Genomic DNA, 13331 nt, shown 5'->3' with positions numbered 1-13331 from the left:
GCCTAAAGTTCGGGGTTTTACATACCTGCGTCAAGTGATTCGGGGTTTTAAATACCGAAACCGAGATTCGGGGTTTTAAATACCGAGATTCGGGGTTTTAAATACCAAGATTCGGGGTTTTAAATACCAAACCGAAGAAAAACCCAGAAATTCCGTTTTTATATCAATGTGTTAAATGGATGCTAGAATCGCTTAACACAGAATCTAACACCTACTTAACACCCCCTCTGACCATCTGATCTGTGGATAACTCACAAACCTCAAAAATTTCCAATCAATCAAATTCAACCCAAGCACCGCCTCTTGGGGGCTACGCCCCCGCCGGCTCGCGGCCTACGGCCGCCCCGATCGCGCTTCGCGCGATCTCACACCCGGCATCCCCCTGCTCGCCCTTTCAGGGCTGCGCTAAACAGACACGCCTACGGCATGAAGTCATAATCTGACGGTGCGGGAACGCATCGTCTTTCCACCAGCACCTTCTTCTCCCGCGTCGGCGCCTTTGGCGCCCTACGGGGCTCCCGCTCCGCGCTCGCCCGACGCCTGCAACACCAGAAGAACCGGGCAAGACCGTAATCTGCTCAAGACACACCAGTGTTCAGGCGAACATTCAGCAGCTCACGTGTTGTAGCATGCCCGCCAGACGCCACAGAATGGCCGTACAAGCGTTACCATGTGTGGTAGCTAGTTTATGAGCGGTAACGGGTATTGCACCTTGTACACCCCTCCCAGAGAGCTTACCGCAATCATGAATGTACTCCAGCGCGAAATCCAAGGGGAACACTGTGGGGATGGAAAGAGGACCGTTAGATTCTAATGGTGTTGCATTTGTGTAGACAAATGTCTATCTTCCCTACATGAAGATTGCGGGTTTCGACTGGGATGACGGCAACTGGCCAAAATGTGGCAAGCATGGTGTCTCCCGTGCGGAAATCGAGCAGGTTTTGCTGGGAGAACCTGCCATCATAGCTGACCCTCACCCCGGTGAGCCCCGGATGCGGGCCATCGGCAGGACTGAAGCCGGACGTTACGTTTTTCTGGTCTTCATGTTCAGGACAATCAGCCACCAGACCAGGTTACGTCCCATCAGTGCCCGTTACATGCATCAGAAGGAGATCGACCACTATGAGCAGCAAAAATAGGTCCATGCCCTCGCTGCACAGTGACGAAGCGGCCGAGCATTTCGTCGCGACCGCCGATCTGACCCGGTATGACCTGTCTGGTTTCAAGCCCATGCGCTTTGAGATCGAACCCAAGGCGGCTGCCCTCAACATGCGCCTGCCGGCGTCCCTGCTGGACGCCGTGAAAGCCAGGGCAAAGGCAAAGGGCATCCCTTACACACGCTATGTCCGGATGCTGCTGGAGACCGATGTCGCTCAGGCACGGTAAAGCTGTATTCCGACCAGAATAGAGGAGATCGGGCGATGTAGGTACGCTCGGAAATCACTCCGCGCGTCATGGAGGGAAAGCTCCCCATGTCTCGCACCTATCATCACAGCCGCAAATACGGTCGTAATCATCGCTGGGCCAATCGGCCGGATCGCTGTGGTTATGGAGGCTCACGTGAAGCCTCTGAATCTCCAAACTGGTACAGCCATCTGCATGATATTCGCCCTGGCCGTCATCATGACAGGCATATCACCCGCCTGATCATCAAGGGCGACCTCGATCCTGTCGAGGCGGTCTTTCCGTATACCGGAACACGACGCCCCCACGAATATTACTGGTAATCTTCAGCGCGGGAATGAGAGGTCGTTCCCGCGTTCTGTTTCCGTCTGGATTTTCAGGCCAGTTTTGGCCTGCGTCCACGTTTTTTCTCCGGTACGTGCGTGACCGGCACCTGATCTTCAGCAGTGGGGACCGTAACATCAGGGGCGGTCCTGACGGCCCGCCCCAGTCCGATTTCCTGGGCCAGGACAGAGCGTCGGGCTGCATAGGCGGGGGCTACCATCGGGTAGCTTTCAGGCAGACCCCATTTCTCGCGATATTGTTTTGGCGTCATGCCATAGGCGGACTGGAGATGACGCTTGAGCATCTTCAATTTTTTCCCGTCCTCCAGGCAGACAATGTAATCCGGAAAGACCGATTTCTTCACAGGCACGGCCGGCACCAGATCCGGTGTTTCAATCGTCGTCTGTCCGAGGCTTCCGAGCGCCTGAAACACCGTGGCGATGAGGTCGGGTAGGGTGTCGGCTGGAACCGTGTTGCTGCTGACATAGGAAGCGACAATCCGGGCTGTCAGTTCCCGTAGTATGTCCGTTTCAGATGATCGTGTTTCGTGGTCAGTCATGGTCGTTTCCGCCTGTTGTCCTGTCATGTTCTCGGTCCCTGTCAAAAGCATGCAGGCCTGCACGTCTCCATCGTGTTTTCAGGTCATCTGGAGTGGTTTCACTGCCCCCATGAAGCTGTCCCACAATGTCCAGAAAGGCTCCGAGAAGGGTGGCGCGGTCATCATCGGTCAGATCGACCAGTCCAGCCTTCTGGACCAAGCCTCCCAGTTCGATCAGATGATGGGTGCGTTCCCGTCGCGCCTTCGCCCAGTCGCGCATGTCGGTGCGTGCCTTTCGTGCCTGATGGTGATGGATCAGGGCCGCCTGCTTCCTGATCCGACTCTCAAGCGCCAGAAGCTCCGCTCTGATCGTTTCCGGTTCCTTTCCGGCCGCCCTTTTTTGCCCCGGCCTGAAAGAACGCCGTTCCCCGTTCGGTCCACCTCGCGACGGCTTCGGGTTTGCCGTCTGCCTGTTCGACAGCCGCAAGCAGTACCCCGGCCAGCGCCTCGATCGACAGGGTATCGGCTCCCGTCGCCTCGACCAGTTCACCGAGCTGGATGGTCCGTTGCGCCTTAAGCTGCTTCGCCTTTTCCTGAAGAGCCTTCAGTTCCGAATCAATGTCCCGTGGCCTGCGCATTTCTGGTCCCCTGTCCTGCTGGTCTGTGCCATACTCTACCATACAGGCGAGAACCGCGTCACTTATCCAGAGCAATCAATTTTTGTGGCGCAATAAAATGTGAGTGCGCGCTTATACGTCACTTCGTGACGTGCGCTTAAGGGGTGTGATAGAATCGTGCTCATGGCGATCTATCACCTGCATGCAAAGGTCATCAGCCGCGCCACCGGCCGGAGCGCCGTGGCGGCGGCGGCTTATCGTGCAGCGTCCCGCCTGCATGATTTGCGGCTGGATCGCGACCATGACTTTTCCAACAAGAGCGGCGTGGTGCATTCCGAGATCCTGCTGCCCGACGGCGCGCCGGAACGGTTTCTCGACCGTGCGACCCTCTGGAACGAGGTCGAGGCGATCGAGAAGCGCAAGGATGCCCAGCTTGCCCGCGAGGTGGAGTTTTCAATCCCGCGCGAAATGACCCAGGCGCAGGGGATCGCGCTGGCACGGGATTTCGTGCGGGAGCAGTTCGTGGAACGCGGCATGGTGGCTGATCTCAATGTGCATTGGGATATTGGCGAAGACGGACAGGCGAAGCCCCATGCCCATGTGATGCTGTCCACACGACGGATCGAAGTCAGAACCGGAGAGGCTGTGCATGGAAGACGAGACGGAATCCCGCATCCTGAACGAAGCGGCAGGGGCGCATACGACCTCGCGCCGGATCCTGGACCTGATGGAGCAGAAAGGGGAGGACGATCCGCTCAAGTTCATGATCCGTCTGCTGACAGAGATCCGGGAGACGCAGCGCGGCATCCTGCTGAAGCTCTCGACGCTGGAGAAGCGCTTGCAGCGGCTGGAAGAACGGCGCGACTGATCGCGGCGGCACGGTTGCGGCATGAAGGTCTGGAGCAGGATCAGCCTTCCATCGGGTTTGGTGCGAAAGAGCGTTCATGGAATGACAAGGATCTGCTGCTGACATGGCGGGAGCGATGGGCGTCGCTCGCCAATGAACGGCTCGCCGAACTGGACCTGGATGTGCGGATCGACCATCGGTCGTTTGCCGCACAGGGGATCGACCTTGAGCCGCAGAACAAGATCGGTCCGGCCGGGATGCGCCGGGAAGAGCGGGGCGAGGACGCGGAACGGGTTGCCGACCATCTGGAGATCGCGCGGCGCAATGGCGAAAGGTTGCTAGCCGAGCCGCATGTGGCGCTGGAGGCGCTGACGCGACAGCAGAGCACATTCACCCGCCAGGATCTGGCGCGGTTCGTGGACCGGCATACGGCAGACGCGGAACAGTTCAGTGCTGTCATGGTTCGGGTGGCGGCGTGTCCGGAGCTGGTCGCCCTCGGGAAAGACGGTCATGGGCGGGAGCGGTTTTCCACACGGGAGATGATCGGGGTCGAGCAGCGTCTGGAAGAGGCGTCGCTCGCGATGGGGCAGTCCCAGGGGCATGCGGTGCCGCTGACGGTGCGTCGGGCGGCGATGGCGCGGGACGGGCTTGGGGACGAGCAGGCGCTGGCGGTGGGCGGGGTCACGAAGTCCCGCGACCTGTCCGTGGTGGTCGGGTATGCCGGGACGGGGAAGAGCACCATGCTGGGTGTCGCCCGCGCGGCATGGGAAGAGGCCGGGTACCGGGTGCGCGGGGCGGCGCTGTCGGGGATCGCGGCGGAAGGTCTGGAAGCTGGGTCCGGGATCGAGAGCCGGACGCTGGCCTCCCTGGAGCGGGCGTGGGCGCGTGGGTTCGACCTGCTGGAGCGCGGGGACGTGCTGGTGGTGGACGAGGCCGGCATGGTGGGGTCACGGCAGATGGAGCGGGTGCTGTCTGCCGCGCGCGGTGCCGGGGCCAAGGTGGTGCTGGTGGGTGATCCCGAGCAGTTGCAGGCGATCGAGGCCGGCGGGGCATTCCGGGCAGTGGCCGAGCGGGTCGGGTCGGTGGAGATCACGACGGTGCGCCGGCAGCGTGAAGACTGGCAGCAGGCGGCCACGAAGGCGCTTGCGACCGGGCGGACGGGTGAGGCGTTGGGGCGCTATGAGGCGGCCGGCCTGGTGCGTGGGCATGACACGCTGGAAGAGGCGCGGGCCGGGGTAGTGGCCGGGTGGGATGAAGCCCGGCAGGCCGCGCCAGAGGACAGCCAGATCATGCTGGCGCACCGGCGTGTCGATGTGCGGGCGCTGAACGAGGCGGCACGCGCCATCCGGCGGGAGGCGGGTGAGCTGGGTGACGACGTGCTGGTGCCGACCGTCCAGGGCGAGCGGGTGTTCGCGGATGGGGAGCGGATCTACTTCCTGCGCAATGACCGGGAGCTGGGGGTAAAGAACGGCACGCTGGGCACGGTGCGGGGCATTGTGGGGTCGCCTGATGCCGGGGATCTCGTGCTGTCGGTGCAGCTCGACGGGCCGGGTGGAACCGGGCGTGGCCGGCTCGTGTCCGTGTCGGTGGCGGAGTATGACGCGCTGGATCATGGCTATGCGGCCACCATCCATAAATCGCAGGGTGTGACGGTGGATCGGGCGCATGTGCTGGCGACGGGGAGCATGGACCGGCACGGGGCCTATGTGGCGCTGTCGCGGCATCGGGAGAGCGTGTCTGTCCATTGGGGCCGGGATGATGTGGGCGACCGGGACGGGCTGGTGCGGCGGCTGTCGCGCGAGCGGCTGAAGGATACCACGCTGGATTACCCGCAGGTCCGGGATCAGGATACCGAGTTTGCGCGGCGGCGCGGGCTGCATGTCCCCGAGAGCGAGATCGTGGTGGGGCGTGAGAAGGCTGCCTCTGGCCCCCGGAAGGACAGGCAGGCCGAAGCTGTCCGTACGCCGGATCCGGCACCGGCGCAGCGGAAGCGCGGGATGTTCGACGGGCTGGACCTGTCCGTACGGGGGCGTGGTCGGACGGCGGAAAAAGACGTGTCGGCCGGGATGGATGCCGGGGCCAGTAAGGGGGAAAGTGGGGTTGAGCGTGAAGCTCCCGCCTCTCCCTTCGCCGGGTTGCGGCTGCCGCGTGTGCAGCGCGCGCAGGTGCCGGCCGGGCTGGGTGGGTTTGTGCCGGGTGGTGATCCGCTCCACCAGGCAGTTGAGCAGTATGCGCGGGTGGTGCGGGACATCGGGCGCATGGTGGAGCAGGACCTGCCGGTGCTGGAGCACCAGAAGAAGGCATGGCTTGACGCCAGCACGGCTCTGGAACGGCTAAGGCCCGGGGCGGTGGTCGCTCTGGAAACCGCCGTGAAGCATGAGCCGGAGATCCGGCAGGCCCTGTATGGGCTGGAAGGGCCGGCACGGGCGCGCAGGCTGGTCGAGGGGCTGGAGCACGAGGACAGGGTGCGGACAAGTCCAGAACTGCGGGCCGCGCGGTTCGTGAAGGCGTGGGACGGGCTGAGCCGCGAGCAGCAGGGTGTGGCGCTCAGGGAGCTGAAGCGGGACGCGCAGCTTGAATCCCTCCTGCGGCAGAAGGGGCATGAACTGGGCGTCCGGAAGGGATCGACGCTCGATCATGGATTGCAGCCGCAGCGCACGCGCTCGCTGTCGCGCTCCAGGGGGCGGGATATGGATATGGGGATGTAAAACAGGAGACGTACAGAAAACTGTACGTTATAATGGTCATGGAGGACCGATCATGACCTGTGTTTCCTATACCGACCTGCGCCAGAACCTGGCGCATTATCTGGACGAAGCCGTGAACAGCCGCGCGCCGATCGTCGTGACGCGTAAGACCGGGAAAGGCAGTGTCGTGCTGATGTCGGAAGAAGAATTCTCCGGCTGGCAGGAAACCGTGCATCTCCTGAGCAGCCCACGCAACGCGGAGAGGCTGTTGGGGAGCATTCGTGACATCGAGCATGGGGTGGCGACCGAGCGTGATCTTCTGGAGCCGCAGGGTGAGCCGTCGGCGTGAAGGTCATTTTTCATGAAAATGGCTGGGAGGATTATCTTTCCTGGTTCCAGTCAGATCATGCTGTTCTTGGGAAGGTTAATGCCCTGATCGAGGATGTAAGGCAGCATCCATTTCAGGGGCTGGGCAAGCCGGAACCACTGAAGGGACAACTTTCCGGGTGGTGGTCCCGACGGATTACGGGGGAACATCGTCTGGTCTACCGGGTTCAGGGCCGCGCGGGAGAGGATCAGCGGATCGAGGTTGCCCAGTGCCGGTTTCATTACTGAAGGAGAGGCGTCATGAGCGAGACGGATCCGGCAGCCCGTGCCTTTGAGGATCTGTGCGCCGAAATGACGGTGCTCCGGCGCAGCGTGGAAGCGCTGCCCCAGGCATGGCGGGACAGCCGGCCGCCAGACTACACGCCGGACCTGGCCAGGCTGGTCAAGGCCCTGAACGACGTGGGCGCGCGTATGAAGGCGATCGAGGCCAGTCCGACCCTGAAAATGACGCCGCAGGCGTATGGGCAGGGGGTACGACAGGCAGGGCTTTCCGTCTGTCAGGACATGCAGGCCGCCTTTCATACCGCGATCCGTGCGGTTCAGGTGGAGCGGCAGCAGCTGACCGACATTGTCGGGCAGGCGCGCACCCGGGACCGTCAGAATTGGTGGGTGCTGAAGGTCGGGCTGGCCTGTCTGGCTGTCGGGATCGGGTTCTCGCCTATCCTGACCTACCTCCTGCCGTCCTCACTGGGGACGCGCGTGGCCTCGTTCATCGTAGGCGGACAGGATCGGTGGGAATCTGGTGCGTTGATGATGGAGGCCGACAATCCCGAAAGCCTGCGGCATATGATGTGGGCCAACCGGCTTGTGGACGCCAGTCGGGACCGGATCGCCGCCTGCCAGAAAACGGCCAACGAGACGAAGGTGGACCGGCCCTGTGTCCTGACCATCCGGCCGGATGGGTCATAAGCGTCCTGTCAGGACAGGAGATCATGCACACTCATACCGTCGAGTACGGGCATAAAGGGGATCTGTGAGAAGATTGTTCGAAAATGTAAGATAAGGCCAACAGTCGCTACGACTAATGGCGGATGATAGCCATTTTTAAGGTCTGCATCACGCAAACGAGCGTTTATGTGACACAGACAAGATGACCCAAAAATAGACGAAAACCGGTCAGGAAACTCGTCTCAAAATCAATGTATTGGATACGGTGCTGCTTAGCGTACGTTTTCAAACTTCCTCTTGCCTCATCTCGATCCGGCTCTAAAAAATATTATGCATTCCCTTCTGGATAGGATTTTTTCAATATTTCCATTTCCATTAATTCTGAAAATTTTCTAGTTCCAGATTTTGCTATTTCGCTACCTATTTCAGCGAATTTTTCTTTCATCCATGGTTTTTCTGTGAATAAAGAAAAACATATGGCGTAAGCCGCACCAGCTAAATATAAATCTAAATCATCGATATTTCTGTTTTCAAGAAAACATTGGTGGGCCACTTGCTCACCAATATAAGAAATATCTATTTTTACTCTTATTTTCATAGCGCCCTAATATGAATTTAATTTTTATAAATGTAATAAATTATATTTTTTGTAAATTAAAAAATTATTGAAATGGCAGATATCGAAGGGATAAGAAAGCCATATTATCGTCTGTATGCGGCGTTCCTCCATATCCTGAGAATCCAGCAACATCGGTGTGAGAGAATTGTGCGCCAAATGATAATGTGCCATAATCTCCCTGAAAGTAACGCCACCAAAAACCTATTGTTCCTTGAGAAACTCGACGAATGTTGGCATTACAGGCCATAGCGCTTGGAGCATTTTCAATTTGGCATCCTGAGACATTGTACCCTATATTACCATAGCCATATGGAGTTCCATTAACATTGTAAGAACTGCGAGAAAGTATATTTTCCATACCACCGTATGCATATATATCAACTGATTTATATGGGTGTCCGATCAACCCTATTAATACTTGAGCTTCAGGGAGTAGGGCTGGAGATCCATGAATATTAGTTGTGGCATCAGGTAAATTTGTTGTTCCATAACGACCTATTCCGTAACCAGCCAACCCAGATGCTTGAAAGTCGAAATACTTTTTCACAACAGGAATAACCATTCCGCCGCCACCACCACCAGCGAATTTGGTATGACTTTTTCCTGTTCCAATGTAACTGACCCGATCATGTATGAATCTACCAATTCCGAAAGCTTCAAAATGACCAAATTTGGGATCTGCTGATCCTTTTAAAATAATGTCGGGCGCGACATCATCTGAATAAGTTGTGGAAACATTTTCAACTTGTCCACCAGAATTGTTGTATGTTATTTTTTCTTCACTTGGAGTGTATATTGTTCCTCCCCATACCGATTGCGGGTTTTCTAGGGATAGACCAATATGATATTCATGATTATGGAATCCTTTTACAATACGAATTCCTGTATTTCGTGTCCATGTAAAACCAGGAACATATTGAGCATCAATAACAAGTGGTATTTGCTCACTTCTTGTATCCATACCCTTCTTAAAAAGAGTGGCTAAGGACCATGACTGTCCTCCCATAATATAAAAATCATCTATTTTATTTTCAAATTCGCCATACATTACTCGTGATCTTAAAACATAGCTATTGCTTTGTCGGGCTCTGTTGCAAAGTTGGCGTGCCTGTTGGAAACCGCGGTCAGTTTTGAGGCGGGGCGTTGTGGATGAACGATTTCAAGGGTCGGCATTTTGGTGGAGCTGTGATCCTGTGGGCGGTTCGGTGGTATTGCCGCTACGGGATCAGCTATCGCGACCTTGAAACCATGCTGGCCGAGCGCGGTGTGAGCGTGGATCATTCCACGATCTACCGATGGGTGCAGCGCTATGCGCCCGAAATGGAAAAGCGCCTACGCTGGTACTGGAAACGCCCGGGCTTCTCCCGCAACTGGCGGGTGGATGAGACGTATATCAAGGTGAAGGGGCGTTGGACGTATCTATATCGGGCGGTCGACAAGGATGGGGATACGATTGATTTCTATCTGTCGCCAACCCGAAACGCGAAGGCGGCCCAACGCTTCCTGGGCAAGGCGGTGAACGGTCTGAAGGACTGGGAGAAGCCCGAGACGATCAACACGGACAGGGCCCCGACCTATGGGATTGCGATCGGCGAGCTCAAAAAGGACGGCAAGCTGACGGATACGGTGAAACACCGCCAGGTGAAGTATCTGAACAACGTGATCGAGGCCGATCATGGCAAGCTGAAGCAGCTGATCCGGCCTGTTCGCGGATTCAAGACCCTGAAGACGGCCTATGCGACCATCAGGGGCTTCGAGGTCATGCGGGCCTTGAAAAAAGGGCAGGCCAAACCCTGGCAACAGGAAAAAGGCATCATGGGAGAAGTGCGTCTGATCGAAAGGCAGTTCGGGATTTACACAGCCTGAAAACCTTGGGAATCAGGCCCGATCCAACCCATTCCTAACTTTGCAACAGAGCCAATCAACCTTCCTCGCAGCTGTGCAGTTCGCCTCAATCATCATCCTGCTTAACTGACGACACGCCCTACAACTGGAGCAGACAGTCACAAAAGCCGTAAAAACAAAAAGGGTTTTTAAGAAATAATTACGAGCAATATTCCTGTGTTGGCTACCGACGAAAAAAAGTTAACCCTTTTCGGGGGGGAGAGCTATTTATGTACCTTATAAATTATAGTCATATTGGGACAATCCGGAGCCACGGTGTATCAACGGCTGCATGGCGGTTTTTCCGGGAGGGTTCAAATGGGACAGCGCGCGGTCATCTATTGCCGGGTTTCCACGGCTGATCAGTCATGCGTGCGCCAGCAAGACGAGCTGAAGCGGTTTGCCGAACGCGCGGGCTATGAAGTGTTTGGCATCTTCATGGAGACCGGTTCTGGCGTCCGGGTGGATCGGGCCGAGCGTCGAAAGGTCATGGCACTGGCCCAGGCTCGTGAAATTGATGCCATCCTGGTGACGGAGCTGTCCCGCTGGGGACGCTCGACCATTGATCTCATCTCCACGCTTCAGGAGCTGGAGAGCTATCGTGTTTCCCTGATCGCCATAACGGGGATGACGTTTGACCTGGCAACACCACATGGACGGATGCTGGCGACGGTTCTGGCCGGGATTGCGGAGTTCGAGCGGGATCTGATCAGCGAGCGGGTGAAGTCCGGTCTGGCCGCTGCCAGGGCGCGCGGGAAGGTTCTCGGCCGACAGAAAGGAGAGCGGCCGAAGTCTGACCGTCTGGCTCCGAAGGTTCTGGCGCTGGTGGCTGAAAAGCGGAGTTATCGGTGGATCGCCCGCGATCTGGGAATCAGCAAGAACACTGTCGCTGCCATTGTGCAAAGGGAAAGATAACACGTCGGCATGTTTATATGTTAACACAAAAACATGATAGCATTCTATAGGTGCTAACGGCATCGACCTGAGACATGAGAAATGTTTGGTTCGATTAAATCGTCGGGTTTTTTGAGGAAGATATTGAGTTATCAAAATAACATGGTAATTAGTTAATGTGTTAACACGGAAACATGGTGGCATGAAAACAATCGCGATCATTAGTCAGAAGGGAGGCGCTGGGAAGACGACGCTTGCCCTACACTTGGCTACTAGTGCCAGTGCCGCTGGATACGTTTCTCTGATCCTCGATACCGATCCGCAGGCGACTGCAAGTTCATGGAAAGCGTGGCGGGGAGATGTCGAGCCTGATGTAGTGGATTGTGCGGCTCACGCCTTGTTATCAAGAAAGCTAGAACAAGCGTCCGAACTGGGCGCAGAACTATCGATAATAGATACCCCACCACATGCCGATATTATGGCGCGTGAGGCGTGTCGTGTCGCTGATTTCTTGTTAATTCCATGCAGGCCACGTGCTTTCGATATGGACGCTGTTAGAACAACGGCGGAGCTTGTGCGAGCCAGCGGCAAGCCTGCCTTCGTGATTTTTACTGCGGGTCCTCCTCGTGCGCCCCAAGTTTATAAGGAGGCGGCCGAGGTTGTGGCGCAGTTTGGTATCCCTGTTGCTCCTGTTGTTTTGCCAGAGCGTGCTGTTTTTCATCATAGCGTTGGTTCCGGTCGTACCGCGCAGGAAGCAGAGCCGGAAAGCAAGGCTGCTGCTGATATAGCACTGTTGTGGAATTGGGTGTGTGATCAAGTTAACATGCCATCACACAAACAAGATGACATAAAAGCACGTTAGCAATTTTCTAAGTTAAGGACATACGGCATGAGTCGGTTTGCTGGTCTGAAAAAAACGGTCGCGCCATCGGTTGCGGAACCGGCAGCGCAGACGGTGGTAGAGAAAGCTCGCCCACGTAATCCAAGAGAAGGTAAGCGGGCTGTGGTGGGGTATTTTTCCCCAGCAGTTAGTAAGGGATTACATCAACTTGCGCTTGATACCGATACAACTATTCAGGGTTTGATCGGGGAGGCCATTGATGATTTGATGCGTAAGCACGGTCGTCATCCTTTTGGAGAGCGCTGACTATCTATTTAAATAGATTATGCTTGTATATTTGTACAATCAGGGTTGGCCACGCTTAGCAAACCACGTCTCGCAGAATTTGATGAAATGCCGCTCAGGGTTCTTCGGAGCGATCTCGTTATCACCCAGCCACATGCGCCATTCTCTTTCGAGATGATGCACATCCCACCCTGGCGCGATGTTCCGAGCGTCCCCGTAAATATCAGGATCGAGCGCACCCATCCAAGCCTCGGCTACTGGCTCGGCAGCTTTCATTGTGCCGCGATTGATGAATGTTACCATGTCTCTCTGAGGATCGAATTCAACACGGTAATCCGGTAGATGATCGCTTGCAGCGAGGTTCTTTATCATCTGTCGGAATAATTTTTCTGGGCTTTGAGAGCCTGATTTTTTCAGTAGGATCTCAAGCGAGGCTTTCCATACCGCTTGCTGACCGCAATGTTTGCGGGCGAGTTCATAAACGCGTCGTTCCAGCGGTTTGCGTAGCCGGAAATAATCACGATGCAGTGTCAGAACATCATTGCTCTTAATTGCGTTAAAGACCCAATCCGACAGCTTGATCTCGCAATGCAATAGGCGACCGTCGAGGCCAAGTTTGCGGCGGATGGATGAAGCGTCGATCAGGCCAAAACCGTCCACCTGTTCTTCGTCGCCTGTGACAATGTTAGTGCGGATACGTGTGCCTTCAAGGCGGTCGAGGGCTTCGATAAGGGCTTTGTAGTCCTTACCTGCTGTTCCGCGATTGGTGAAGATGAGTAAGTCACGGCTGCTGATCCGCACCCGTTGCGATACTTTCTCCCCGGCCTTTAGTTTCGCCATGATCTGCGAAATACAGTAAATCAGAATATCCTTATCGTAGATTGTAGCAAGGCCCTTCACGCTTGGCGTGATTTCCAGCCATTGCCCGTTATGTTCATAGCGACGAACGGAAGTCTCGGGTTTTTTCGACAGCGAATAGAACGGATGCTCCATTTGCGGCATCACGTCCTTAAGCACGGCATCTGCCACGTCGCAGATGAATAAGTCATGCTGCGGATGACGCTCCGGCAGGAGGGCCTCATGGACAACAGGCAGATTCGGGGTTTCAGATACCAT

The 13331-nt window shown here is 56.4% G+C and carries 17 protein-coding genes; 11 read left to right on the top strand and 6 right to left on the bottom strand.

Going from position 1 to position 13331, the window contains the following annotated elements; genetic code table 11:
* Positions 1-854: 854 nt before the first annotated feature.
* The 3 genes from LDL28_RS15590 to LDL28_RS15580 all read left to right on the top strand — a co-directional run bounded on the left by LDL28_RS15590 (position 855) and on the right by LDL28_RS15580 (position 1727).
* A complete protein-coding gene (locus LDL28_RS15590) occupies positions 855-1139 on the top strand; it encodes a BrnT family toxin (protein ID WP_233059576.1) in 285 nt (94 codons plus the stop codon).
* 4 nt (positions 1140-1143) lie between these two features.
* Positions 1144-1386, top strand: coding sequence for a BrnA antitoxin family protein (locus LDL28_RS15585; protein WP_233059575.1), 243 nt, complete (start codon positions 1144-1146; stop codon positions 1384-1386).
* Between the two features lie 86 nt (positions 1387-1472).
* Entirely contained in the window at positions 1473-1727 is a 255-nt protein-coding gene (locus LDL28_RS15580) for a hypothetical protein (protein ID WP_233059574.1), read from the top strand.
* A 53-nt stretch (positions 1728-1780) separates the two neighbouring features.
* Here the strand turns inward: LDL28_RS15580 and LDL28_RS15575 are convergent, their stop codons facing one another.
* The 3 genes from LDL28_RS15575 to LDL28_RS15565 form a co-directional block, all read right to left on the bottom strand.
* The gene (locus tag LDL28_RS15575; protein WP_233059573.1) at positions 1781-2287 is read right to left on the bottom strand and encodes a MucR family transcriptional regulator; all 507 of its coding nucleotides are present in this window, start codon (positions 2285-2287) and stop codon (positions 1781-1783) included.
* The gene (locus tag LDL28_RS15570) at positions 2280-2546 is read right to left on the bottom strand and encodes a conjugal transfer protein TraD (RefSeq protein ID WP_233059572.1); all 267 of its coding nucleotides are present in this window, start codon (positions 2544-2546) and stop codon (positions 2280-2282) included. The genes LDL28_RS15575 and LDL28_RS15570 overlap by 8 nt, the downstream gene beginning before the upstream one ends.
* Positions 2547-2610: 64 nt before the next feature.
* On the bottom strand, positions 2611-2904 hold the full coding sequence (locus LDL28_RS15565; RefSeq protein ID WP_233059571.1) for a conjugal transfer protein TraD: 294 nt from the start codon (positions 2902-2904) through the stop codon (positions 2611-2613).
* Positions 2905-3066: 162 nt separating this feature from the next.
* Between LDL28_RS15565 and traA the strand changes: the two genes are divergently transcribed.
* The 4 genes from traA to LDL28_RS15545 are packed head-to-tail and all read left to right on the top strand — an operon-like array spanning position 3067 to position 7713.
* Positions 3067-6438: a Ti-type conjugative transfer relaxase TraA gene (gene traA / locus LDL28_RS15560; RefSeq protein ID WP_233059570.1), complete on the top strand. Its 3372-nt coding sequence runs from the start codon at positions 3067-3069 to the stop codon at positions 6436-6438.
* A 52-nt stretch (positions 6439-6490) separates the two neighbouring features.
* Positions 6491-6766 carry a type II toxin-antitoxin system Phd/YefM family antitoxin gene (locus LDL28_RS15555; protein WP_034928502.1) on the top strand — a complete coding sequence of 92 codons (276 nt, stop codon included), beginning with the start codon at positions 6491-6493 and terminating at the stop codon, positions 6764-6766.
* Positions 6763-7032: a Txe/YoeB family addiction module toxin gene (locus tag LDL28_RS15550; protein ID WP_233059569.1), complete on the top strand. Its 270-nt coding sequence runs from the start codon at positions 6763-6765 to the stop codon at positions 7030-7032. The genes LDL28_RS15555 and LDL28_RS15550 overlap by 4 nt, the downstream gene beginning before the upstream one ends.
* Positions 7033-7044: 12 nt before the next feature.
* Positions 7045-7713, top strand: a complete 669-nt coding sequence (locus LDL28_RS15545) for a DUF6118 family protein (protein WP_233059568.1) — start codon at positions 7045-7047, stop codon at positions 7711-7713.
* 307 nt (positions 7714-8020) lie between these two features.
* On the opposite strand, the gene LDL28_RS15540 is transcribed toward LDL28_RS15545, so the two are convergent.
* Together LDL28_RS15540 and LDL28_RS15535 are read right to left on the bottom strand one after the other, a co-directional pair.
* Positions 8021-8290: a hypothetical protein gene (locus LDL28_RS15540; protein WP_130732960.1), complete on the bottom strand. Its 270-nt coding sequence runs from the start codon at positions 8288-8290 to the stop codon at positions 8021-8023.
* A 64-nt stretch (positions 8291-8354) separates the two neighbouring features.
* Positions 8355-9359 (bottom strand): hypothetical protein, encoded by a 1005-nt coding sequence (locus LDL28_RS15535; RefSeq protein ID WP_233059567.1) that lies wholly within the window; start codon positions 9357-9359, stop codon positions 8355-8357.
* Between the two features lie 101 nt (positions 9360-9460).
* Here LDL28_RS15535 and LDL28_RS15530 point away from each other — a divergent pair, with 101 nt between their 5' ends.
* The 4 genes from LDL28_RS15530 (at position 9461) to LDL28_RS15515 (ending at position 12236) form a co-directional block, all read left to right on the top strand.
* A complete protein-coding gene (locus tag LDL28_RS15530; RefSeq protein ID WP_233059342.1) occupies positions 9461-10177 on the top strand; it encodes an IS6 family transposase in 717 nt (238 codons plus the stop codon).
* Between the two features lie 336 nt (positions 10178-10513).
* Positions 10514-11110, top strand: coding sequence for a recombinase family protein (locus tag LDL28_RS15525; protein ID WP_233059566.1), 597 nt, complete (start codon positions 10514-10516; stop codon positions 11108-11110).
* 181 nt (positions 11111-11291) lie between these two features.
* Positions 11292-11951: a ParA family partition ATPase gene (gene parA / locus LDL28_RS15520; protein ID WP_233059565.1), complete on the top strand. Its 660-nt coding sequence runs from the start codon at positions 11292-11294 to the stop codon at positions 11949-11951.
* Positions 11952-11978: 27 nt separating this feature from the next.
* Complete coding sequence (locus LDL28_RS15515; protein ID WP_202208833.1) at positions 11979-12236, top strand: ribbon-helix-helix domain-containing protein; 258 nt, start codon at positions 11979-11981, stop codon at positions 12234-12236.
* 39 nt (positions 12237-12275) lie between these two features.
* Here LDL28_RS15515 and LDL28_RS15510 read toward each other — a convergent pair.
* Positions 12276-13331 (bottom strand): replication initiator protein A (locus LDL28_RS15510; protein ID WP_233059564.1); only part of this gene is annotated, 1056 nt, incomplete at its 5' end.

Origin of the sequence: Komagataeibacter sp. FNDCR2, from assembly GCF_021295395.1 — a bacterium.
GTDB lineage: Bacteria > Pseudomonadota > Alphaproteobacteria > Acetobacterales > Acetobacteraceae > Komagataeibacter.
The sequence above is the reverse complement of the archived record's forward strand: the minus strand, read 5'-3'. Positions and strand labels throughout refer to the sequence as shown.

Coding starts and splice junctions, on each gene's coding strand:
- LDL28_RS15575 (WP_233059573.1), bottom strand. CDS start 2,287: ATGACTGACCACGAAACACGATCATCTGAAACGGACATACTACGGGAA.
- LDL28_RS15565 (WP_233059571.1), bottom strand. CDS start 2,904: ATGCGCAGGCCACGGGACATTGATTCGGAACTGAAGGCTCTTCAGGAA.
- LDL28_RS15540 (WP_130732960.1), bottom strand. CDS start 8,290: ATGAAAATAAGAGTAAAAATAGATATTTCTTATATTGGTGAGCAAGTG.
- LDL28_RS15545 (WP_233059568.1), top strand. CDS start 7,045: ATGAGCGAGACGGATCCGGCAGCCCGTGCCTTTGAGGATCTGTGCGCC.
- LDL28_RS15555 (WP_034928502.1), top strand. CDS start 6,491: ATGACCTGTGTTTCCTATACCGACCTGCGCCAGAACCTGGCGCATTAT.
- LDL28_RS15515 (WP_202208833.1), top strand. CDS start 11,979: ATGAGTCGGTTTGCTGGTCTGAAAAAAACGGTCGCGCCATCGGTTGCG.
- LDL28_RS15570 (WP_233059572.1), bottom strand. CDS start 2,546: ATGCGCGACTGGGCGAAGGCGCGACGGGAACGCACCCATCATCTGATC.
- LDL28_RS15535 (WP_233059567.1), bottom strand. CDS start 9,359: ATGTATGGCGAATTTGAAAATAAAATAGATGATTTTTATATTATGGGA.
- LDL28_RS15585 (WP_233059575.1), top strand. CDS start 1,144: ATGCCCTCGCTGCACAGTGACGAAGCGGCCGAGCATTTCGTCGCGACC.
- LDL28_RS15590 (WP_233059576.1), top strand. CDS start 855: ATGAAGATTGCGGGTTTCGACTGGGATGACGGCAACTGGCCAAAATGT.
- LDL28_RS15525 (WP_233059566.1), top strand. CDS start 10,514: ATGGGACAGCGCGCGGTCATCTATTGCCGGGTTTCCACGGCTGATCAG.
- parA (WP_233059565.1), top strand. CDS start 11,292: ATGAAAACAATCGCGATCATTAGTCAGAAGGGAGGCGCTGGGAAGACG.
- LDL28_RS15530 (WP_233059342.1), top strand. CDS start 9,461: ATGAACGATTTCAAGGGTCGGCATTTTGGTGGAGCTGTGATCCTGTGG.
- LDL28_RS15580 (WP_233059574.1), top strand. CDS start 1,473: ATGTCTCGCACCTATCATCACAGCCGCAAATACGGTCGTAATCATCGC.
- traA (WP_233059570.1), top strand. CDS start 3,067: ATGGCGATCTATCACCTGCATGCAAAGGTCATCAGCCGCGCCACCGGC.